The 22,674-nt window shown below is 51.1% G+C and carries 21 protein-coding genes; 13 read left to right on the top strand and 8 right to left on the bottom strand.

Translation table 11 applies throughout. From position 1 onward, the window contains the following. The first annotated feature begins 48 nt into the window (after positions 1–48). The 3 genes from QQK89_RS02850 to QQK89_RS02840 all read left to right on the top strand — a co-directional run bounded on the left by QQK89_RS02850 (position 49) and on the right by QQK89_RS02840 (position 6,312). On the top strand, positions 49–1,533 hold the full coding sequence (locus QQK89_RS02850) for a glycoside hydrolase family 32 protein (RefSeq protein ID WP_284236951.1): 1,485 nt from the start codon (positions 49–51) through the stop codon (positions 1,531–1,533). A 16-nt stretch (positions 1,534–1,549) separates the two neighbouring features. After that, positions 1,550–2,449, top strand: coding sequence for an ROK family protein (locus QQK89_RS02845; RefSeq protein WP_284236950.1), 900 nt, complete (start codon positions 1,550–1,552; stop codon positions 2,447–2,449). A gap of 86 nt (positions 2,450–2,535) precedes the next feature. After that, positions 2,536–6,312: a GH32 C-terminal domain-containing protein gene (locus QQK89_RS02840; RefSeq protein ID WP_284236903.1), complete on the top strand. Its 3,777-nt coding sequence runs from the start codon at positions 2,536–2,538 to the stop codon at positions 6,310–6,312. A gap of 55 nt (positions 6,313–6,367) precedes the next feature. On the opposite strand, the gene QQK89_RS02835 is transcribed toward QQK89_RS02840, so the two are convergent. Further along, positions 6,368–7,171, bottom strand: coding sequence for a phytanoyl-CoA dioxygenase family protein (locus QQK89_RS02835; RefSeq protein WP_284236902.1), 804 nt, complete (start codon positions 7,169–7,171; stop codon positions 6,368–6,370). Positions 7,172–7,252: 81 nt separating this feature from the next. Between QQK89_RS02835 and QQK89_RS02830 the strand changes: the two genes are divergently transcribed. Further along, positions 7,253–8,122, top strand: a complete 870-nt coding sequence (locus QQK89_RS02830; RefSeq protein WP_284236901.1) for an AraC family transcriptional regulator — start codon at positions 7,253–7,255, stop codon at positions 8,120–8,122. A 7-nt stretch (positions 8,123–8,129) separates the two neighbouring features. Here the strand turns inward: QQK89_RS02830 and QQK89_RS02825 are convergent, their stop codons facing one another. Continuing rightward, on the bottom strand, positions 8,130–8,915 hold the full coding sequence (locus QQK89_RS02825) for a helix-turn-helix transcriptional regulator (protein ID WP_284236900.1): 786 nt from the start codon (positions 8,913–8,915) through the stop codon (positions 8,130–8,132). Positions 8,916–9,056: 141 nt separating this feature from the next. Here QQK89_RS02825 and QQK89_RS02820 point away from each other — a divergent pair, with 141 nt between their 5' ends. Together QQK89_RS02820 and QQK89_RS02815 are read left to right on the top strand one after the other, a co-directional pair. Then, entirely contained in the window at positions 9,057–9,341 is a 285-nt protein-coding gene (locus tag QQK89_RS02820; protein WP_284236899.1) for a DUF6171 family protein, read from the top strand. 33 nt (positions 9,342–9,374) lie between these two features. Continuing rightward, positions 9,375–10,853: an alpha-N-arabinofuranosidase gene (locus QQK89_RS02815; RefSeq protein ID WP_284236898.1), complete on the top strand. Its 1,479-nt coding sequence runs from the start codon at positions 9,375–9,377 to the stop codon at positions 10,851–10,853. A 90-nt stretch (positions 10,854–10,943) separates the two neighbouring features. Here QQK89_RS02815 and QQK89_RS02810 read toward each other — a convergent pair whose 3' ends face one another. Continuing rightward, positions 10,944–12,098, bottom strand: coding sequence for a Gfo/Idh/MocA family protein (locus QQK89_RS02810; RefSeq protein WP_284236897.1), 1,155 nt, complete (start codon positions 12,096–12,098; stop codon positions 10,944–10,946). An 11-nt stretch (positions 12,099–12,109) separates the two neighbouring features. After that, a complete protein-coding gene (locus tag QQK89_RS02805) occupies positions 12,110–13,183 on the bottom strand; it encodes a Gfo/Idh/MocA family protein (RefSeq protein ID WP_284236896.1) in 1,074 nt (357 codons plus the stop codon). A gap of 121 nt (positions 13,184–13,304) precedes the next feature. Between QQK89_RS02805 and QQK89_RS02800 the strand changes: the two genes are divergently transcribed. Continuing rightward, the gene (locus QQK89_RS02800; RefSeq protein ID WP_284236895.1) at positions 13,305–14,141 is read left to right on the top strand and encodes an AraC family transcriptional regulator; all 837 of its coding nucleotides are present in this window, start codon (positions 13,305–13,307) and stop codon (positions 14,139–14,141) included. Between the two features lie 21 nt (positions 14,142–14,162). Then, positions 14,163–14,714: a GNAT family N-acetyltransferase gene (locus QQK89_RS02795; protein ID WP_284236894.1), complete on the top strand. Its 552-nt coding sequence runs from the start codon at positions 14,163–14,165 to the stop codon at positions 14,712–14,714. Here the strand turns inward: QQK89_RS02795 and QQK89_RS02790 are convergent. Continuing rightward, positions 14,689–15,600 carry a LysR family transcriptional regulator gene (locus QQK89_RS02790; protein WP_284236893.1) on the bottom strand — a complete coding sequence of 304 codons (912 nt, stop codon included), beginning with the start codon at positions 15,598–15,600 and terminating at the stop codon, positions 14,689–14,691. The genes QQK89_RS02795 and QQK89_RS02790 overlap by 26 nt on opposite strands. Positions 15,601–15,738: 138 nt before the next feature. Between QQK89_RS02790 and QQK89_RS02785 the strand changes: the two genes are divergently transcribed. Genes QQK89_RS02785 through QQK89_RS02775 form a run of 3 tightly spaced genes read left to right on the top strand, consistent with a single transcriptional unit; the run spans position 15,739 to position 17,971 of the window. After that, positions 15,739–16,410: an O-methyltransferase gene (locus tag QQK89_RS02785; RefSeq protein ID WP_284236892.1), complete on the top strand. Its 672-nt coding sequence runs from the start codon at positions 15,739–15,741 to the stop codon at positions 16,408–16,410. A 35-nt stretch (positions 16,411–16,445) separates the two neighbouring features. Further along, positions 16,446–17,438, top strand: a complete 993-nt coding sequence (locus QQK89_RS02780) for an NADPH:quinone oxidoreductase family protein (RefSeq protein ID WP_284236891.1) — start codon at positions 16,446–16,448, stop codon at positions 17,436–17,438. Positions 17,439–17,491: 53 nt separating this feature from the next. Further along, complete coding sequence (locus QQK89_RS02775; RefSeq protein ID WP_284236890.1) at positions 17,492–17,971, top strand: pyridoxamine 5'-phosphate oxidase family protein; 480 nt, start codon at positions 17,492–17,494, stop codon at positions 17,969–17,971. 86 nt (positions 17,972–18,057) lie between these two features. Here the strand turns inward: QQK89_RS02775 and msrA are convergent, their stop codons facing one another. The 3 genes from msrA to QQK89_RS02760 all read right to left on the bottom strand — a co-directional run bounded on the left by msrA (position 18,058) and on the right by QQK89_RS02760 (position 20,247). Continuing rightward, positions 18,058–18,579: a peptide-methionine (S)-S-oxide reductase MsrA gene (gene msrA / locus QQK89_RS02770; RefSeq protein ID WP_284236889.1), complete on the bottom strand. Its 522-nt coding sequence runs from the start codon at positions 18,577–18,579 to the stop codon at positions 18,058–18,060. A gap of 148 nt (positions 18,580–18,727) precedes the next feature. Then, positions 18,728–19,393 (bottom strand): ABC transporter ATP-binding protein, encoded by a 666-nt coding sequence (locus tag QQK89_RS02765; protein WP_284236888.1) that lies wholly within the window; start codon positions 19,391–19,393, stop codon positions 18,728–18,730. Between the two features lie 107 nt (positions 19,394–19,500). Continuing rightward, entirely contained in the window at positions 19,501–20,247 is a 747-nt protein-coding gene (locus QQK89_RS02760) for a YheC/YheD family protein (protein WP_284236887.1), read from the bottom strand. A gap of 150 nt (positions 20,248–20,397) precedes the next feature. Between QQK89_RS02760 and QQK89_RS02755 the strand changes: the two genes are divergently transcribed. Together QQK89_RS02755 and sbnA are read left to right on the top strand one after the other, a co-directional pair. Next, on the top strand, positions 20,398–21,657 hold the full coding sequence (locus tag QQK89_RS02755; protein WP_284236886.1) for a CoF synthetase: 1,260 nt from the start codon (positions 20,398–20,400) through the stop codon (positions 21,655–21,657). Then, positions 21,654–22,637 carry a 2,3-diaminopropionate biosynthesis protein SbnA gene (gene sbnA / locus QQK89_RS02750; protein WP_284236885.1) on the top strand — a complete coding sequence of 328 codons (984 nt, stop codon included), beginning with the start codon at positions 21,654–21,656 and terminating at the stop codon, positions 22,635–22,637. Before QQK89_RS02755 ends, sbnA begins: the two co-directional genes overlap by 4 nt. Positions 22,638–22,674: the final 37 nt, after the last annotated feature.

Here is a 22,674-nt window from a genome sequence, read left to right as displayed (position 1 = left end):
TTTTTTGGAAGAAAGAGAAAAGAACGGGAGTAAGGGAGAGGATCAATGATGTCTATACTAGCCAAACAAAATTTCAGAGGTGCATATCATGTCTCGCCGCAGGTGAACTGGATGAACGATCCGAACGGGATGGTCTATTTCGAGGGTGAATATCACTTGTTCTATCAGCATAACCCCTTTGGAGATACGCATGGACCTATGTACTGGGGACATGTGGTGAGTAAGGATCTTATTACTTGGGAAGAGCGCGACATTGCGCTTCTACCGGATGAGCATGGCGTGATTTTCTCAGGAAGCGCCGTAGTGGACTGGGAGAATACAACGGGACTGTTTCCGGCTGGTCCGGGGCTGGTTGCCATATTCACTCATCATCTGGAGATCCAAGGCAGCCATCCGATTCAACGCCAAAGTCTGGCTTACAGCATGGACAAAGGAAAAACGTGGGTGAAGTATGCCGGCAACCCGGTCCTGGCGCATGAGACATTTGTTGACTTCCGCGATCCGAAGGTATTCTGGCATAAGGAAACGAATCGCTGGGTGATGATTATTGCCTGCGGTCAGACCGTTTGTCTCTATCATTCTTCCAATCTCATAGATTGGACGCTTGGCAGCGAGTTTGGGGACGGAATCGGATCACATGACGGCGTATGGGAATGCCCGGATTTGTTCCCGCTGGCGATCGACGGTGATGAATCCAATACGAAATGGGTCATGCTCGTGAGCATCGGGGCGGATCCCGCTTTCGTGGAAGGATCGAGAACCCAATATTTCACGGGAGACTTTGACGGGGTTGTCTTCACTCCTGATGCCGCTTCCGAGGTAGTTAGATGGGTTGATCATGGTCGCGATAACTACGCCGGTGTTACATGGTCGGATATTCCCGAATCGGACGGCAGACGTCTGATGATTAGCTGGATGAGTAATTGGCATTATGCTAATCAGACTCCTACCGAGGGCTTTCGGGGAGCGATGACGATTGTTAGGGAGATGTCGCTTGAATTAAGAGAAGGAATAGTTACTTTGGTGCAGAAGCCGGTTGCTGAGCTGGAATTAATCAGGAAGCCTATTGTTGCACTACAAGATGCGACAATAAATGAAACAAGTCAGGCGCTGCAGAGGCTGGAGCTTGTCAGTTATGAAATCCAAGCTGAGCTGTCGACGAACTATTCATCAGGATTCATGATTCGGACCGGGGCCGCTAACGGGACCATTGTTGGTTTCGACGCTACTTCGTGCAGCGTTTATGTAGACCGTACCAAGTCGGGCGAGATTGGATTCCATCCGTTATTTTCCGGCATTCAAGCCGCAAAGGTTGTGACTTCTACTTCTGGCGAAAGCATAGACCTTCGTGTCTTTGTTGACTCGGCATCTGTAGAGGTATTCGCCAATAAGGGGCAGGCCGTTATTACGGATCTTATTTATCCGGATCCGGATGCAGTGGGAATTTCGTACTTCACGGATAACGCCAATGAGCCTCTTGCCTCCCTGTCTATTTACGAGCTCGTACCTGATACAAAGGATAATGTGAATTAAGAGGGGGCACTAAGTGATGCGCATTGGAGCGATTGAAGCGGGTGGTACCAAATTTGTATGCGGGGTTGGTAATGAGCAGGGCGTGATCGAGCATTCAATCAGCTTTCCGACAGAGCAGCAAGAGGCGACGCTTGGCAAGGTGATTGACTATTTTCGGGAAAACCAAGTAGAAGCCATTGGCATTGGATCCTTCGGACCTATTGGGCTTCATCCCGGCAGCCCTTTATACGGCTTCGTGACAACAACGCCTAAGCCGGGCTGGGCAAACTGTGACTTCCTCGGGATATTGAAGCAAGAGTTCCATGTTCCATATGGCTGGGATACCGACGTCAACGCGGCTGCTTACGGGGAATCGGTATGGGGAGCTGCGAAAGGGCTTCGGAGCTGTCTGTACTATACAATTGGCACTGGCATTGGAATCGGTGTTTATGCAGAAGGCCAATTGGTACATGGTCTTGTTCACCCGGAGGGGGGACATGTGCCGGTTAAGAGACATCCGGAAGACAGCTTCGGGGGATTATGCCCTTATCATGGTGATTGCCTGGAGGGCATGGCGGCTGGTCCGGCGCTCGAGGCACGTTGGGGAAAGAAGGGGTATGAGCTTTCTTCAGATCACGAGGCTTGGGAAATGGAAGCCTATTATATCGCCCAATCCATTACGGGGGCTATTCTCATGCTCTCGCCGGAGAAGATTATACTCGGCGGCGGCGTAATGAAGCAGACGCAGCTATTCCCTCTTGTGAGAGAAGCTGTGCGTCGTAATTTGAACGGCTACGTTAGCGCAGTTGAGATTACGGACCATATCGAGCACTACATCGTACCGCCCAGACTAGGGGAACAAGCCGGTTTATGCGGGGCGCTGGCGCTTGGGTTGCGGGCGTATAAGCAGGCACACACGCCAACAAATGCAGTGTAATTCAAATGGACAGTGGGATTTGCCGGAGGTCGTACGGCATTCCCACGGTTCTATCGCGAAATAATTCTATAAGAAAAGAGGGATAAATGATGAAGGCAAAGCGTAAATCAAAGAGTTGGGCGGTTGCGGCAATTCTCACTTGTTTAATGGCGGTTACTTCATTCGCGTCGGTAACGGCTAATCCGGAAAAGGCAGAAGCAGCTTCAGGAAATGTTGTAAGCGCATCCAATGTAGAAACGAACCTAACGAACTGGCAAGTGAAAGGAAGAGGACATCTGGACAATACAGAGGAAGGCTTGCTGCTGACATCGGATCCGAAGGAAAATGTAATGGCCATATCCGGTGTCACGGCGGATAATTTTGTTTACGAGGCGGATGTGAAGCTAACCGACATGAAGGCAGATGCCACGTTGGTATTCCGGTCCAACGAAGACGGCTGGGCTTCTTATATGCTGCAAATTGTACCTGCTGCAGGGCTTATTCGACTGCGAGATGCGGCAAGTGATGCAGACTTGAAGGTAGAACGGCAAGTTGAACTCAAAGCAGGCGAAATTTATCATTTGAAAGTCGTTGCAAGCGGAAGCAGCTTGAAAGTTTATTGGAATGGTCAATACAAGCCTGTTATAGACATTAATGATACCGCTTACAAAAAAGGTTATCTTGGGTTGAACGTATGGGATGGGTCAGCCCTATTTCAAAATATAAAAGTAAGTGAATTGAACAGCAATTTGGGGACAGCTGTTTTGACTTCAGGTGTATGGGAGCCGGATCTGAAAGGCTGGCAAGGGATAGCTGGAGCCGGTGCAGCCGTTCAAGTATATAATCAGCAGGCCGCTGACTTTGTATATGAAGGCGATATTGCGTTCGATGCCGGGCAATCTGAGGCTGCTCTTGCATTTCGGATGAATGAAGCGGGCACGCAGGGCTATTTGGCTGTATTAAAGAAGGAAGATGACCACGTAGTTGCCCTGCTGAAGAAAATGGATGGCTCTGTAATACGTGCGTCGGAGAAGGTTTATCCTTCGCAGGACGGAACGAGGCATCATCTGGAGATTACGGCCAGCGGCAGTCAAATAACTTTGTATGTTGACGGCTATGCGGATGCGGCTATTGAAGCTTCCGACAGCAGCTATTCGCAAGGGAACGCAGGATTTGCCGTTATGAACGGCAGCGGCTACTTCCAGAACGTATACATGGTTCCGGCTTCTGAATATTACACGGAAAATTACCGTCCCGATTATCACTATTCGCCAGCCCGCGGTTCAGCGAGCGACCCTAACGGGCTTGTCTATTATGAAGGAGAATACCATCTGTTCCATCAGGACGGGGGAACTTGGGCACACGCTGTAAGCGAAGATTTGGTGCATTGGAAAAGGCTTCCGATAGCTTTACCTTGGAATGATAACGGGCATGTATGGTCCGGGTCGGCGGTTGCGGATCTGAATAATGCTTCCGGATTGTTCACGGACTCGGGCGGTAGCGGTCTGATTGCCTATTATACATCCTATAATCCCGATGCTTATAACGGCAATCAGCGTATTGGACTTGCTTACAGTACCGATCAAGGGCGGACGTGGCAATATTCGTCTGAGCATCCGATCGTTATTGAGAATCCGGGCAAGCAGGGGGATGAGCCGGGCGGTTGGGATTTCCGGGATCCGAAGGTTGTCAGAGATGAGGCGAATAACAGGTGGATCATGGTTGTTTCCGGCGGTGATCATATTCGCTTCTTTTCTTCGACGAATTTAATTGACTGGACGCATACCGACAGCTTTGGCTATGGCAGTTATGTGCGCGGGGGCGTATGGGAGTGTCCGGACTTGTTCGAGTTACCTGTGGAAGGGACGGGGGAGAAGAAGTGGGTGCTGATGATCAGTACCGGTGCCAATTCTGCTACGGAGGGTTCAGACGCTGAATATTTCATCGGACAGCTGACGGCAGAAGGCAAATTCGTCAATGATAATGTGCCTGGCAAGGTGTTGAGAACTGATTATGGCAAAGAATTCTATGCTTCGATGTCCTTCTCGGATCTGCCGGACAACAGGAGAATTATGCTCGCATGGATGACGAATTGGGATTATCCGTTCTCCTTTCCTACTAACGGATGGAAGGGTGAGCTCACCATTCCAAGAGAGTTAACGTTAAGGAATACGAGTGACGGAGTACGGCTTGTGCAGGCTCCTGTTCAGGAGCTTCAGTCACTACGCACGACGATGTATACGGTAAAGAATAAAAGAGTTATGCCAACCAGTGCGAATCTGATTAAGGACTTGTCGGCGGGCGCCTTTGAGATTGAAGCCGAGATTGAGATCGAGGCGGGAAGCGCTGTAACGGAATTTGGTTTTAACGTCAGAGAAGGGGCAGGCAGCAACAAAACCGTTGCAGGCTATCGGATTGTCGATCAACAAATGTTCATAGACCGGAGCCATTCCGGCGTGATAGACTTCTCCGACAAGTTCTCGACTTATCAGGAGGCACCGCTCAAACAGGCAGCAAAACGAGTGAAAATGAATATATTTGTGGATGACTCCTCAATTGAGCTGTTTGGCAATAACGGTGAGGTTGTGTTCTCCGATGTTATTTTTCCTGATCCGGCCAGCCGCAGCATGAGCTTCTATACGAAGGGCGGGCCTGTTACGGTCGTATCGCTGAAGGTACATGCCCTTGCGGATACTTGGACTGCGCGTAATGATACCGGAACCCAAATTATTATGGACAAGAGTGACAAGGAACTTGGCGTGGGTCAGAGACAGACGTTATATGCGGCGGCTGAGTGTTCGAACTGCAACGGAAGCAACAAACAACAGCTGAAATGGGTATCGAGTAACCCAAGTGTTGCGCGCGTTAGTTCTTCTGAGCAAGGTAAAGCGACACTGCTTGCTGGAAAACCTGGAGAAGCCGTTATCAAAGTGTCCACTCCTAATGGTAAAGTCCACGCCAGTACGCAGGTCCGGGTAAATGACGGCCAATTCGTGACGAATCTGACCGATTGGAAGCCGGATCTGTCGCTGTCAAGCTGGGTAGTAACGGAGAACGGTATTCGGGGTAGCTACTCCAGCGATGCGAATTATATCGCTCGAGAAACGGCAGGCAATTTCACCTATACAGCGGATATGAGACTTGGCGAGGATGGAGGAGCCGGTTCGGTTCTGTTCCGCGCAAGCGCTGACGGACGAAGCGGTTATTACTTCAATCTGGATCCGAATATGAAGGCTTACCGGTTGTTCTATAAGGTAGACGGGGCTTTTGAAGACCGGATGGTGATTGCCCGTGTACCTGCCTTCCTTCAACGGGGCGTAACCTATCATGTGAACATAGAAGCGCACGGGCCTCATATTATAATTTCCGTCAACGGACAACGCATCATTGACGTTCAGGATGGGACTTTTCCAGAAGGACATTTCGGCGTGAATGTTTTTGGAGGGCAAGTGTCCTATCAGAACGTTATGGCTGCCAACAGGGAGGATGCAGTTTTATCTTCCGCTATCTTAACGAATGAAGCAAATGGCAAGTCCTTGTTTGTAAAAGGTCAACAGAACGGGGAGCCGGTAAGCTTACAGGCCGAGGGAGTCGCAACGTGGACATTTATACCGACTGGTGACGAACAAGGCTCCTATTCGATTCGGACGGTAGGCGGCAAGACGCTTGATCTCAATACAGGGCAAAATACCATCCAGTTATACAGCTACTTAGGCTACAATAATCAGCGGTGGATTGTTAGTCCCAATGCTAACGGTACAGTTACGATCACATCCGTACACAATGGCAAGGCGCTTGCCGTGTCGGAAGACGGTTCTGCAATTACGCTGAGTGATGTGCAAGCGGGACTAGCGCAGCAAGAATGGAGAATGCAGAAGAAATAACAGTCAAAGGGAGGCAGCGATTCAGCCAGAATCGCGTGCCTCCCTTTTACGATGTTTAGTGATAAGCCGGCGTCTCGATGCCGCATGGCCCGCCGTCCGGATTCGCTTCGAGCGACAGCTCCGAACCGTCTGCCTTATACAGCGGGTTATACCAATGCGAGATGGACATCGCGCTGCTGTTTGCGTAGTGGGAAATAAACGCGCGGCGGAAGCGGTCTTTTGTTTTGTTCCGGTAAGAGCCATGGATCAGATTGCCGTTGAAGAAGAGGATATCGCCTGCTTCCATGATGGCTGCAATTGGTTTTTCTTCTTTTGGCGGCTTTACGTAATGGTTGGTGAACGATTCGTTCGAATCGGACTCTTCCGGGCATACGATCTCATACGTGTTGGTCTTCGGAACAAGCAGCATGCAGCCGTTCTCTTCGTCGCAGCGGTCGATCGCCGCCCAAGCCGCGATACAGTTGCCCGGTTCTACCTTCAGGTAGAAATTATCTTGATGAAGCGCTTGACCGCGGGAGCCCGGAGGTTTGTAGTAGAACATGCTTTGCGCAGCCAACGCTTCTTCTCCGTACAGATCGTGCATAATGTCGAGAACAGCGGGATGCAGCATGTAATGCTTGCTCAGATCATTGTAGCGGTGCGGATGCATCACGCGCGGGTAACGGCGCAGCGGATCCTCTTGCTCGCCGTCCAGAACCGGATCGAAATAGCCGGGAACCGGTGTAAGGCTGATTTTATCAAACTCCGCTCGAATTTCTTCAATTTCCTCCTTGTTCCACACGCCTTTTACGATTACGTAACCTTCCGTCTCGAACTGCTTCATCTGCTCCGCGGTGAGCACTTTAAGCGACTGGTTCAATTGAATTGCCCCTCTCCTTGTTGTGTGCTTCTTCTTGTCTCTAATTGTAGGGTGTTAAGGGAAAAGGTTGAAGTCGCAATCATGCTCATAACTGCTTGGATTCTGCTATTGTACTGGACGAATGGAGGCTGGGGCGTTACCCTTAGGGTAATGAATCGGAGCGGGGTGGAAATGGTGGAGAAGGAATCGAAGAACGGCATCTTTACGGGGCATTTCCTCGAAAATGATTCCTATTGCATGGTACGGCCTGCGGGAAGAGAGGATTGGTTGCTTGTTTATACGCTAGAGGGTCAGGGTTTTTTTCGGACGCCAGCGGGTGATAAATTATGCAAGGCAGGGGAACTGATACTGCTCCGCAAAAGGGTTCCCCATACGTATGGCACTGTAAAAGGAGAAACGTGGAACTTTTTGTGGGCACACTTTAATCGGCTCCCGGAACTGTCCTTGCTGCCGGATGAGGAAGTGCTGCTCTGCCCGCTGCCTTCCAGCGAGCTGCAGCGAAGGGTACTCCGGATTTTCCGATCGCTGCTTCATGATTCCAGGGCGCAAGGCGGCTTCTGGGAGGAGCTATGCGACAATCAATTAAGTGCCTTGATTCTGCTAATGGCTGGGCAGCTCGCGGACAAGCTCGATTACCGCGTCAGCCAGGTAATGAGGATTTTATCCGCGCAGATGCAGGAGCCGCTATCCATTAACGAGCTGGCGGCACGGGTAGGCTTGTCCGCCTCCCGGCTATCCCATCTGTTCAAGTCGGAGACCGGCAGATCCATTGTAGATACGCTTAACAATATGCGTCTCGAGCAGGCAGTTCTGCTTATGCTGCAGGCCGGACGGACGGCAGGGGAGGCCGCCTTTGGCGTTGGCTTCCAAAGCTATAACCATTTTGCCGCCTTGTTCCGCAGGCGGTACGGCTGCGGTCCGGCGGAGTACAAACGGAAGGCGGAGTTATAAATGTAATTTACGTTCTGGCCTTGAATTGGCTTGGCGTTATGCCCACGAATTTCTTGAACTGGCGCATGAAGTGCGTTTCATGCTCGTATCCGCAGCTCGCCGCGATAGCCGATACGGAGAGCGTGCTGTTCTTGAGCAGATATTTGGCCAGCTCCAGCCTGCCGTTTATCATGTCCGTTACGACGGAACAGCCGAAAATATCTTTATAGAGATGCTGGAAATAAGATTTGCTGAGGTGAACGCGTTCAGCCAGCATCTCTACGGTTACATGGCTTTGTGGCGTATTGTACAGCTCATCTCGAAGCTCCGAGAACTGCCGGATGTAACGGCCCGGCCGCTCGGGATGCTGGGAGAGTTCGTGAAGATTACTCAGCTTCATTAGAAGCGCCCGGATATCGGTATCCAGAATGAGATCCCGCAAATGCCCGCCTTGCTTCTGTACCCGATGCAGTTCCATAATGCTTCTGGAGATCAGCATCGGATCGACGGCCGGGACGGGAGTATCGAGCGGGAAACGAAGCTCGGCCAGCAGATGCATTAATTCATCCCCTTGGCAGTGAAACCAGTCATTGACGAATGGCAGCTCAACCTGCGCATAGGAATGCGGCGTATCCGGCTGGAACAGCACAAACGAGTCGCTGTCCACCACGATGCGCTCTCCTCTTATCGTTACCTCTGATTTTTTCTTGAATAATACAAAAGCATAATCCCCCGAACCGTGAGGCCGAATAATCGATATGCCGTTTGGATGGACAAAGCGGTAGCCGCAGCTGTCTAAGCGAATGATTGCCAACAACCCCTTTTCATCAAAAAAAGCAGGATAGGTCAGTTTTTTCTCATTATAGTGAATTGTAGGCGCTTTCTCAATCCCATACAATCTAACTATAGTAGAGGAATACAAAATGTCCTGCCCGCGATGGGAGCTGATGCAAATATGACAATCACAGAATCTGTCAGTAAGAGGGAGCGGGATGGCTGCAAGGGCTGCTCGGCTGACGTCAGAGTGACGGACGAGCAGATTCAGCGTTTATTATCCAAATTGAAACCTGAGGTTTGCGTGTCCGATGCCTTGTACGCGAAACGGCTGGATGCTTGCGGAAGTTGCGCGAGTCTGTCGTATGGCACGACCTGCATGCATTGCGGTTGCCTGGTTCAAGTGCGAGCCAAGCTGAAGGACAAAGGATGCCCGCATCCACGGTCATTATGGGAAGTTGTGTAATCATTCTATTCTTTCTGGGAGGCTTTTATTGAGATGAATAAAGCAGTAGTACATGCGGATTGGTCGATTGGCACGATTAATAAGAATATTTACGGTCATTTTGCCGAACATCTTGGCAGATGTATATATGAAGGTTTGTGGGTAGGGGAAGATTCGGAAATTCCGAACACGGACGGGATCCGCAACGATGTTATCGAAGCGCTCCGCAACCTGAAGGTTCCGGTATTGCGCTGGCCGGGCGGTTGCTTCGCCGATGAATACCATTGGAAAGACGGCATTGGTCCTCGCGAAACGCGCAAGAGAATGGTCAATACGCATTGGGGCGGCGTGGTGGAAAATAACCATTTTGGCACGCATGAGTTTTTCCGTCTATGCGAGCTGATTGACGCCGAGCCTTATATTTGCGGCAACGTAGGCAGCGGAACCATTCAGGAAATGTCCGAATGGGTGGAATATATGACGTTCGACGGCGATTCCCCGATGGCGAATCTGCGCCGGCAGAACGGCCGGGAAGAACCATGGAAGCTGAAATATTTTGGCGTGGGCAACGAGAACTGGGGTTGCGGCGGCGAGATGCTTCCGGAGCATTATGCGGACCTGTACCGCAACTTCCAGACGTACGTTCGCCAATACGGCGATAATAAGCTGTACAAAATCGCGGGCGGCGCAAGCTCCGACGATTACCGCTGGACCGACGTGCTGATGAACAAAGCGGAGCGCTTCATGAGTGGTCTGAGCTTGCATCATTACACGGTTCCCGGCACTTGGGCGGATAAAGGATCCGCAACGGAATTTGACGAGAACGATTGGTTTATTACGATGAAGAAAGCCGAATATATGGACGAGCTTCTTACTCGTCACAGTACGGTTATGGACCGCTATGATCCGAACAAACGCGTTGGCCTGATCGTGGACGAGTGGGGGACTTGGTTTAACGTTGAACCGGGCACGAATCCGGGCTTCCTGTATCAGCAGAATACGATGCGCGACGCGCTTGTCGCAGCGATTAACCTGCATATTTTCCATAAGCATTGCGATCGCGTACAAATGACGAACATCGCTCAAATGGTCAATGTGCTGCAAGCGGTAGTCCTGACCGAAGGCGATAAAATCGTACTTACGCCTACGTACCATGTGCTAGAAATGTATAACGTCCATCAGGATGCGGAGGCGCTTGCCATCCATGGTCAATTCGGCAAAGTAAATGCCGACGGCAAGGAGCTTGATCAAGTAGGCGTTACCGCGTCCAAGAAAGACGGCGTTATCCATGTCAGCCTGTACAACCTGCATCCATCCGAGCAATCGGAGATTAACCTTGAGCTTCGCGGCGCGGAGGGCAGCTTTACCTGCACGGGCAAGCTGCTTGCCGCCGATACAATTCAAGCGTTTAACTCTTTCGAGGAACCGGCGAACGTTAGCGTGAAGCCTTATTATGAAGCGAATATCGAAGATGGCAAGCTGAGCCTCAACTTGCCGGCAGCTTCGGTAGTCACTTTGCGGATCGAGCAATAATAAATAGGGAAAGCCGTGAAGACCAATTGGGTTTTCACGGCTTTATTTATTCGGGGAAGATGATCGCTACGGGATCATCTCCCCACTATTTTATTTCAAATTGCTTCCCGTTGTAATCGCCCGGTCTTGGAAGTTCTCGACGGAGGCGCTTTTCTCGTAGAAATGCGGAACATTGTCCTGAATGCCTTGGCGCGTGTAGAACGGATCGTCCGCAGCAAGCGGGAACGTGACTTTTTCCCCGGTGCTTGCCGACTTATAGATGCCGAGTATCAGCTCCAACGTTGCCCGGCCGCTATGCCCGTCGATGAGTAGCTGCTCACCCCGTTCGATAGCCGACAATACGTTGTCAATCTGTCCGACATGTCCCTCATAGGCGACCTCCGGAAGGTTGTCATAATAAGCTTGAATCTCCGATGCGAGAGCCTGATTCGGAGTAGGGAAGCCATTGTCCATCGAGCTGGAAGCGACAAGCTTCCACGGAGCGGAGATCCGGGCGTCCTTGCCTTGGAAGATCAGTTGCTGCTCTTCGCCGTGATGGACAACGGAGCTCGTAATCTGGCCAAGTCCGCCACCGGCGAACTTCAGCATCGCGATCGAAATATCCTCAACCTCCGCATTATCATGCGACGTATTGCTCATGAAAGCTTGCAATTCGGTAGGCCGGCCCATCATCCACAGCAGCGCGTCGATATGGTGGACGGCATGGTTAAGCGTGCAGCCGCCGCCTTCCTTCTCCCAAGTTCCGCGCCACCACAGATCGTAGTAAGAGTGGCCGCGCCACCAGTAGGAGTCGATCTGCGAGTGAACAACAGGGCCAATCAGCCCACTATCAAGAACGGATTTCAGCTTCATCATCGGCGTACGGAAGCGATTCTGAGCCACAATCGAGAGCAGCTTGCCGCTCTCCTCCGCTACCCGGTTCATCGCGTCGCATTCTTCGAGCGAGGAGGCCATTGGTTTTTCGACCATGACATGTTTGCCCGCCCGGAGGAATTGTACGGCAATATCCGCATGGGTATAAGGAGGCGTGCAGACGGAGACAAGGTCGATATCTAGCTCTAGTAACTCGGTATAATCGGCAAAAGCTTGGGCTTTGGTCAACCCGCATTCCGCAATGCGTTTCTCGGCTTTATCGACATAGATGTCGGTAACCGCAACGACCTGGCATCTCTCCGGAAATTTCAAATAAGAATCGATATGGGCTCTGCTAATGGCTCCGGCTCCAATAATGGCGACTTTCAACATTGTAATCTCTCCTATTCCATGCGTTCCGCAAGATTTTGGGCTAATACGCTAAGCTCGGCAACTTTGAAGGCATGCTCCTGTGTCATCGCATTCTCCGTACGGTGGATGCAGTCAAGAATAAGCTGTCCGAAAAACGGGAAGCCAACCTGACCTTTTACGGAAAAATGATACTCGCCCTCGTGATTGGCCATATACACCTGATCCCCTTCGGAACTGCGGGCGAGATCCACGTATTTGCGCACCTCAATGTAACCGTTTGTTCCAACGATCAGCGTCCGGCCATCTCCCCAAGTACTCAATCCGTCCGGCGTCAGCCAGTCCACTCGGAAGTAGGCCGCCGCCCCGTTATCGCCCGTCAGCATCACATCGCCGTAATCCTCAAGCTCCGGATATTGCTTATGGTGGTAGTTGGCTATCCGGGATTGTACAACCTTGGCATCCTTAGCTCCCGTATAAGACAGAAACTGTTCGATCTGATGGCTGCCGATATCGCAAATAATGCCACCGTACTTCTCGCGTTCGAAGAACCATTCCGGTCTTCCTTGTGCATTCGTCCGATGCGGTCCCCAGCCCATAACCTGCACAACTCGGCCAATCGCGCCTTGATCTATCAACTGACCGGCGAACAACGCGCCTTCGTTATGCAGCCTTTCCCCGTAATAAACCATATATTTGCGGCCGGTCTCGGCGGCAACCCGTTTGGCGTCCGCGAGTTGCTCCAGAGTGGTAAGCGGCGCTTTGTCCGTGAAATAGTCCTTGCCCGCCCGCATAACCCGAAGGCCAAGCGCACAACGCTCGGATGTAATCGCCGCGGAAGCAACAAGCCCAATGCGGGCATCCGCAAAAATCTCCTCTTCCGAAGCCGCCGCTATGGCCTCAGGGTATTTCTCTACGAATCTGGCTACTTTCTCCGGATCTGGATCGTACACGTAAACCAGCTCTCCGCCTGCTTCGATAAGCCCGTTACACATGCCGTACACATGTCCGTGATCCAATGCGATTGCAGCGAATCGGAATTCGCCTGGCGCTACAACGGGGTTTGGTTTGCCTTGCGGCGCATAATTCATGCCGTCTGTCTTATTCAAGCGAGAAACAGCTCCTTTATTGGAATTGCTTCTAGAATATATGGAAAATGATCGGCTTTGTCGCTTGATTTTGCGGTAAAATGTTTATATCTTGCGGTTATTTAGAAAGGGGGAGAAACAATTGCTAGGGGCGAACTGGTTCCAATACGAATATCGCAGAACGTCAACGGAATTTTTCCAAGAGGTGTTTCACGCGCATTCCCAAATGGAGCTTACTTATGTGCATGAAGGCAAGGGACTGCTCATCATAGACGGGAAATCCTATTCGATTGAACCTCAAACGCTGCTTGTATTCCCGCCATTCCAGATGCACCGCATTCAAGTGCACGTGACGTCGGACGAACCTTTTATTAGGAGCGTGCTGCAATTCGAGCCGGCCGTGCTGCAAGGCTATTTGAATGATTTCCCTAGCCTTAAGAGCTTCTTCCAGCGCTTGATGCTGCAGCAGGCAAATGTGCATCCGGTTAACGCAATGGCGGAGACCGAGCCGTTTGCGGCTCTTCTTAAGCAGTTTGGCCAAACGATGGGCGGCATGGGAGAGACGGAGTTCGAGGAAAATAGGGGCGTTTTTTTGCTCAGCCTTGTACATCAATTGAAGCAAAGTCCGGATGGCGGATCGGCTTATCTCAAGTACCATAATCATCGCGTCGAAGACATTATCGGCTGGATCGAGAAGCATTACGCGGAGCCGTTCCGGCTGGAGGATCTGGCCAGCAGCCTTCATTTGTCGCCTTATCATGTCGCTCATCTGTTCAAGGAATCGACAGGCACGACCATCGTTGCATATACCCAGGCGACGCGAATCCGCCATGCTTGTGCGCTGCTGCGCAAAACGACATTGCCCTTATCAGAAGTGGGTTATCGCGTAGGCATAGCGAATCCCTCGTATTTCAGTAAAATTTTCCGCCAAATCATGGGCGTAGCTCCGCTGTCTTACAGGCAGCATTTGATCAAATAATTCTATCGATGGGGTGAACGGATGATTCTTTTTCATAAGGGAGAAATTAGTCTTCGCACACTTGAAGCGGAGGATGCCAAGCGGTTGGTCCACTGGCTCAGCGATCCGGTTGTGCTGGCCTATTACGGCGGCAGGGACAAGCCGCATGATGCGGCAATGGTACAAGAGCATTTCTACCAGGAACCGGATGAGAATACGCGTTGTATTATTCAATCGGGCGGCACCGACATTGGTTATTTGCAATTCTATGAGATTGAAGCCGAGGAGAGGAAGATTTACGGTCTCGCGGATGAGAAGGACGTCAAGATTTATGGCATGGACCAGTTTATTGGGGAGCCCTCCTATTGGAACAAAGGGATTGGTTCGGCGCTCATTCGGGAGACTGTCCGTTATCTTGAGCAGGAGCGGGGAGCAAGGACAATCGTCATGGACCCGCAAGCCTGGAACTCGCGGGCGTTGCATGTCTATGAGAAAGCCGGCTTCAAGAAAGTAAAGCTGCTAGAGAAGCATGAATGGCATGAAGGCGAATACCGGGATTGCTGGTTAATCAGGTATGACCGGGCGGGGGAGTAGGCAGAGACCTAATCATCCGCACCAGATTCATGGCTGAAGCGGGAAGAGGTTCGTTGCGCCGGGTACAAATCGCAATCGTATTCTTGAGATGGATGCCCTCCACGTACACGCGTGCTAATTCGCCGCGCTCGACGTATTCGCGCACGACAAGCGACGATACAAAGTTTGCTCCATAACCTGCGATAACGGCGGTAATCGCTTCATGCAACCCGTTAAATTGCAGCGAAATGGTCGGAACGGAGGCGTTGTGCGTGCGGCACAAGGAAAAGAGCCGTTCCCGCGTCGAACTTCCTTCTTCGCGCATGACAAACGGTTCGTTCATCATCTCGGATAATGTGACCTGCCGATTGGCATAGCGGTGGCCCGGCGCGACAACAAACCATAATTCATCCTCAAATAACTCTTCCGTCTGAATTGTTTCCGGGTAACGCTCGGCTATTCCGCCAAATATTGCGATATCAACCTCAACATCCAGCAGTTGCTGCAAGGCTCCGCTGGAGTTGGTCGTTGTAATGTTCATCTCGACCTGATTATACTTCTGCTTAAACTTAGCGATCCATGCCGGGATGAGGAAGTTTGCGGGCAAATAGGTAGCCGCCATCCTAATGCTGCCAACCGTGCCGCTTGCGTAATTGGAGGCGAACTGCTCGATCTGATGCTCCACGGCAAATAACCTCTTCGCTAGCACGGCAAGCTCCTCGCCGGCATCGGTAAGCGCGATTCCTCTTCCTTGAGGTTTGAACAGCGGAAGCCCCAATTCCTTCTCGAATTTCTTAATCTGCGCGGTAATAGCCGGCTGGCTAATATTCAACCATTCAGACGCTTTGGTTACGCTTCCTACTGAAGCAATCGTATGGAACAACCGTAAGGCATGCAGATTTAGCAAAACGGGATTCCCCCTCCAACTTAGAATAAACTCATATATATAATGTATAAGTTAAGCAAAAACATATATTATTTTTATCATTATAACTCGCTTATGATGGAAGTAGAAGTTATCCCAAAGCGAGGAGAAGTGGTAAACATGAGTACGCTGCACACTTGGGAAAAGGTAGACGATTACTTGTCGGAGCGTTTAGTCCAGCAGGATTCGATTATGGAGCAGGTGCTGCAAAATAATAAGCAGGCTGATCTGCCAGCAATTGACGTTGCTCCAAACCAAGGAAAACTATTGAATCTGTATGCAAGGATGATTGGTGCAACGCGGATTCTGGAGATCGGAACATTGGGAGGCTACAGCACGGTCTGGATGGCAAGGGCTCTTCCGGATAACGGGAAGCTGATCACCCTGGAGCTTGACCCGCATCATGCGGAGACCGCACGGCAAAACATGGCGCTGGCCGGGGTCAGCCACAAGGTAGAAATAAGAGTAGGAGAGGCGTTGGAACAGTTAGCCAAGCTTAGAGAGGAAGGCGAAGCGCCATTTGATCTTATCTTTATAGATGCGGATAAACCTAATAATCCCTTCTATCTGCAATGGGCGCTGCGATTTTCCCGTCCGGGTACCGTTATCATGGCAGACAATGTCGTTCGCGAGGGAGAAGTCATCAGCAAGCACAGCACGGATCCCCGCGTTCAAGGGATACGCAATTTTATGGACCTGCTCTCGGAGGAACCGAGAGTAAGCGCAACGGCTGTTCAGACGGTTGGAGCCAAAGGTTATGACGGCTTTGCGCTTGGGATTGTGCAGGAGTAAAATAAGTAACAAAACCGAAGGAGTGGATGTACAACATGGATAACTTTCGTGCATTAGTAGCGGACGGCAATGAGACGGAGAAGCCGAAGCTCGCAATTAGAAACTTGACGGCTGCGGACCTGCCGGAAGGAGAAGTGACTGTGCAAGTCGCCTACTCCAGCGTGAACTATAAAGACGGGTTGGTTGGGATCCTGGGACGCATGGTGCAAAGCTACCCTCATATTCCCGGCATAGATCTGTCCGGAACCGTGACGGAATCAAGCGATCCCCGATATAAACCGGGCGACCAAGTCATTGTAACGAGTTACGGACTAGGCGTGACGCATGATGGAGGTTACAGCGAGCTGGCACGCGTTCCCGCAAGTTGGGTTGTTCCTCTGCCGGAAGGACTTACTCTCCGCGAGGCCATGATTCTTGGCACGGCGGGCTTTACGGCAGCGTTATCCGTACAGCGGCTGGAGGACAATGGACTTGCGCCGGAGAAAGGTCCGGTTGTAGTGGCCGGCGCCAGCGGCGGGGTAGGCAGCGTCGCCGTTAACATTCTTGCCAAACGCGGTTACGAGGTGACGGCAAGCACGGGAAGAATGAACGAAGAAGCTTATCTGAAGGAACTTGGTGCCGCTCGCGTCATTCACCGGGATGAGCTGACGGAAACGGAGCGCAAGCCAATCCGGCGTCCGCTCTGGGCCGCGGCTGTGGATCCGGTGGGAGGCAAAACATTATCTTATCTGCTCAGCACGCTTCAATACGGCGGATCTGTCGCAACAAGCGGATTAACCGGCGGTATCGAGGTTGAGACTTCCGTCTATCCGTTCATCTTAAGAGGAGTGAATTGGCTTGGCATCGATTCGGTGGAGTGCCCGATGGAGCTGCGCCGCAAGGTGTGGGAACGCCTATCTACAGACTTGAAGCCAACGATGCTGAGCACCGCAATCGTAAATGAAATCAGCCTAGAGCAACTTCCGGGTGAACTTGCCCGCATTCTTCAAGGCCAGGTGCGCGGCAGGACGATCGTAAAGCTTGGCTAAGATAAATTACAAGCTTATAAAGGGACTATAGATTTTCAGGGGAGAGGATCGCCATGGCCGCTTTTTTTGATACCATTACACCGGAGATCAGGGAGTTTATTTGCAACCAGCATCTTTTCTTTGTGGGTACAGCCCCGTCGGAAGCAGGCGAAGTCAGCGTGTCTCCCAAAGGTTACGACACGCTCCGAATACTTGGCGAGTCCAAAATTTTATATCTGGATTATTACGGAAGCGGCAACGAGACGGCAAACCATCTCAATCAGAATAAAAAGATTACGTTCATGTGGTGCAGTTTTGAAGACGAGCCTTTAATATTAAGGGTTTATGGCCGGGGGAAGGTGCTGGATAAAGGGACAGAGGAGTATTCCTCAAACTTGAATGAGCATTTCTCCGGATTCGAAGAAAGAATCGTAAGGCAAATATTCGAAATTGACGTTGTCTCCGTGCAAAAAAGCTGCGGTTGGGGCGTTCCGTTTATGAAGTTTGAGAAGGAACGCACCAAGTTGGATGACATGTCCAAAAAACGACGTTGATTCCTATCTAACTATAAAACCCGCTTGGCTTGCCGTATCTCTTGTGAGCGGCAGCATGCCAAGCGGGTTTGTTTGTTCATGCGAAGTTATTTCCAGTTCTGCTCGATAAATTCATCGCGGCCGGATTGGGCACGGTCTTCCTTGTAATGCTTCGGATTTTTTTTATGGTAATCCTGATGGTAGTCTTCTGCCGGATAAAACGTCTCCGCTTCCCGGATTTCGGTCACGATCGGCTTGTCGAAACGACCGGATGACGCCAGTTCCTGCTTAGAAGCAAGGGCAAGCTCCCGCTGTTCCTCGTTGTGGAAGAAGATAGCGGTGGCGTATTGGCTCCCGCGATCCTGGAATTGTCCTTCGGCATCGGTTGGATCGATCTGAGGCCAATACAGTTCAAGCAGGCGTTCATAGGGGAATACCGCCGGATCGAACGTAATTTGGACAACTTCGAGATGCCCGGTTGTCCCTTTTTTAACTTCTTCATAAGTCGGATCAGCCAGATGGCCGCCCATATATCCGGATATAATTCCGTGAATGCCAGGAAGTTCTTCGAATGGCGTAACCATACACCAGAAGCATCCTCCGGCAAAAGTAGCGTGTGTAAGCTGCATTGTTCAATAACCCTTTCTTGCTTTGACTTGCTTGCCAGTCTTCTAAAAGTAACTTGTCCCGCGCGAGAAGTCAATTTTAGAGCAGGTAAGATACCAATAAGCCTCATGGCTTCCCGCGTTCGGCGGAAAAGCTATGAGGCTTATTGGCTCAAGCGATTGCTCCATCTTTTATATATAGAATACGATCTGCGTAAGAGGCTACCGCCTTATCATGCGTAATGAGGATAATCGTACGGCCTTCGGCATGCAGCTTGGTTAACAGCATCATAATTTCTTTCCCCGTTTGCGAATCAAGTGCTCCCGTAGGTTCATCGGCGAGCAGGATGGAGGGATTCGTTGAGAGCGCTCTCGCAATAGCAACCCTTTGTTGCTGGCCTCCGGATAATTCCGCCGGACGGTGATTGAGATGCGAGCGAAGCCCAACGGCATCAAGTGTCTCCAGCACCGCTTGTTTCCTCTGATGTCCCGGTACCCCCCGGTAAATTAAAGGCAGTTCCACGTTATCGTAAGCCGTCAAGTTGGGGATCAGATTGTAATTCTGAAACACAAATCCGATCCGCCTGTTCCTTACATCCGCCAATTGATTATCGCTCATTGCAGATACCCGTCTGCCTTCCAGCGTATATGTGCCGCTATCGGCAGTGTCCAAGCAGCCCATAATATTCATGAGTGTAGATTTTCCAGAGCCGGACGGCCCCTGAATCGCCACGAACTCGCCTTGCTGCACTTCCAAGGAAATGTGCTGCAAGGCGGTATAACGTTGGCCCCCCATGCGGAAATGCTTCGTAATTTGCTCCATTTGAACGATGGCCATGTTTTTTTGCTCCCCTCCTGAAAAGAAAATTGCCGTAAGCAATTACCTACTATAGAGGCTATTCAAAAGGCTTGTTCATTTTTCCGGTTTCTAGCTTGTTTTTCTTATTATCTGCGGGCATTCAGCCGTCTCAGCTGCATGATCCGATAATACATCGCTTTGCTCGGCAATTTGCGGAACGGGATTGATTCAGGGGTTGTATTAACTTCAAGAATCCAGGGATGCATCTGGTGGTCGAGCGCAATATCAAAACCCAGCTCATTAAGAAAAGGATACCGGGCTTTGAGCATATGCGCGCATTCGATACAGATGCTGTTTAATTGCGCGGTCATGCTCTGAATGAGCTCTGCCCCGCCGTGAGAGGCAATGACGGAGTTAAAGGTGTAAATTTCGGCACCTTGCGCGCCGTTGGTTACCGCCATCCCAGGCTGGGCAACCCGGGCAAGCATGCCGGTAATTTGCCATTCCCGGTGTTCGTTTAATTGCAGCTCGACCCGCAGATCGTAGATCCGCTGTTTGTATCTGGCTAAATGAATGCCCCGTTGCACGATATACTTGGTTCCTTGAATTTTGTTTCTCAAGGAGACGATTAACTGCTTCCAGGTCAGGCGGCTGTATCTCTTTGCGCCAAGCTGATAGGCGTACATGCCGTTCTTATGTTCGACGCGCATAACTCCGACGCCATGGGAGCCGCTGTTAGGTTTTACATAGACCATTTGATAGAGCGAGAGCATTTTTCTAAGAGAGTTTTCGCTAAATAGGAGAGTATGCGGAATATGACTGCGAGTGGAAGCTTTACGGTAAAGAACAACGTGTTTAGCCCATTTGTTATATACGCCTCTTCTTTTTTGCATAGGTACGTCCTCCGAATTCCCGTCATGATAGTCTTACAGAAATAACATATGCTTGCCTTTTCTTCAGGGAGTGGGCGTAATACGGGGCGAAACTATTTTGGGGCGCATAGGATGGTAGAATGATCGACTGACTGAAATGGAGGATGCTTCATGCCTATTACTATGAATATGTCTTCTCTCCAAGCCAAATGGGAGGAAGTGAGACAGCTATATCCTTGGTATAAGCAAATGACAGGGGCTTCTTGCGACTTCAAATGGGAGGAAGTTCCGCTGCTCACGCAGGATAGATTGCTTCCCTATTACGAGAGTGATGAGAGTACGGTTCCGCGGGACTGGAATGTCTATCGGACTTCGGGGACTAGCGGCAACAAACGGAAAGCCATCTATTATGATGCCAATGATGAAGAAGCGTATATCCGGTATAAGGTAGAGATGTTTGCAGAGTTGCTGAAAGGCTATAACGTATCGCGGGCACTTAGCGACATGGGAACAGGCCATGCGGAAGCAACCGCGGTCCCCATATTCGAGGAGCTTGGTCTTGCATGCGAATCGGTTCCTTTTGGCTTGCCTGCGGCTGCGCATTTGATTCGAATCAAGGAATATGTACCGGATGTGCTGTATACGATGCCTTCTCTTATGGATGGCATGCTTCGCGTTGCTCCGCCGGATTTCAAATGGGGGCTGAAATGCGTGCTTCTCGTAGGGGAACCGGCACCGCCTGCATGGAGACAACGGGTCGCGGAGCGGCTTGGCATTGCCGAGCAGGATGTCATGGATACGCTGGGCAGCATCGAGATCGGAACCATTGCCTATTATGACCGGTCGATTGAACGTTATGTCGTCATGGATGGCGTTATGGCCGAAGGAGTTGAACCAGCCGAAGCTGGTCTGCCGGAAGTAGAGCTTCCGGACGGGGAGCAGCTGCTTGTGCTTACTTCGTTAGTGCGGCGGCGGTTCCCGGCGCTTCGATTCGTTACCTACGACGTCGTTAGGGATTTGCGGGTTGACGTGGTGCACGGCAAGCCGGTTACAACGTTTGAGGCTATTGTGAAGCGGGTGGGGCCGGAGCTGAAGCACGGGGAAAAAATCAGCATTTACGATATAGAAAATGCGGTCTTCAAACATGTACGGCAAGCGGTTGTCAAAGTGCTTGTGAACGGAAATAAGCTGCAGGTCGGCATTGCGACGATTGACGAATTGAATGATGAAGTACGCGCTGCGGTACGCGATGAGCTGCACAGCACGATACCGGCGATTGGCGCAATGATTCGCGGCGGTCTCCTAGAGCAGATGGACGTCTTGTTTGGGAGCGGTGTTACGGATGTTTCCTTGCCGGAGGGAACGAGAAAACCAATTAAACAGAAAAAGCTGTTTGTGGAGCCAAGCAGCGAAGGCAGGGAACATGGATGAGCGTGTACGACAATATAGCGGCCATGATTGGCAATACCCCGATGGTGAAGCTTGGGCGATTATTTAAGGATGCCGATTTCGATGTTTATGCGAAGCTGGAAATGCATAATCCCGGCGGCAGCGTGAAGGATAGGCCGGCGAGAGCGATGCTCCAGGCAGCGCTGGAGGAAGGCCGCATTAAACCCGGTTCCGTTATCGTGGAATCGAGCTCGGGCAATCTCGCCGTAGGGCTGGCCCAGCTGTGCAATACGATGGGATTTACATTTATTTGCGTGGTTGATCCGAAAACAACGGAAGCCAATTTGCGGGTGCTTCGGGCTTATGGAGCGAGAATTGATCTGGTCGAGAAGCCCGATCCGGAGACGGGGGAATTTGTTCCGGCACGGCTCGCCCGCGTGCGCCGCTGGCTGAAGAGATTACCAGACGCGTTCTGGCCCAACCAATACGGCAACAAAAATAACGCCTTGTCCCATCAAATGACGACGATGACCGAGATGGCCGCCGATCTTCCGCATTTGGATTATTTGTTTTGCGGCGTTAGTACTTGCGGAACGATTCGCGGCTGCGTGGACTACATTCGAACGAACGGTCTTTCCACGAAAGTGATTGCGGTGGACGCGGAAGGCAGTATTATTTTTGGAGGGGAGAAGGGAAAGGTTACGCGCATGCTGCCCGGGCTTGGCGCGGGCATAAAGCCGGGGCTTTGTCCGGATGAAGGCATACATGAAGTGGTAAGAGTGAATGACCGCGATTGTATTGCCGGCTGCAGGAAGCTGGTCCGTACGGAATCGATACTGGCCGGCGGCTCTTCGGGCGGAGTGATCTCGGCGGTAGAAAAATATAGCGCGAATATTCCTCCCGGTTCGACCTGTGCCGTCTTGCTGCCGGACCGCGGAGAACGTTATTTGAACACCGTATATGACGATACATGGGTATCCCGGTTATTTGGCGATGCCTTTGCGGCAGGGTTGCATAAATAAGCCGTTAGAGTTCGTTAAGGTTCAAACTCTTTTTAGG

Source organism: Paenibacillus glycanilyticus (genome assembly GCF_030161375.1).
Taxonomy (GTDB): domain Bacteria; phylum Bacillota; class Bacilli; order Paenibacillales; family Paenibacillaceae; genus Pristimantibacillus; species Pristimantibacillus glycanilyticus_B.
The sequence above is the reverse complement of the archived record's forward strand: the minus strand, read 5'-3'. Positions and strand labels throughout refer to the sequence as shown.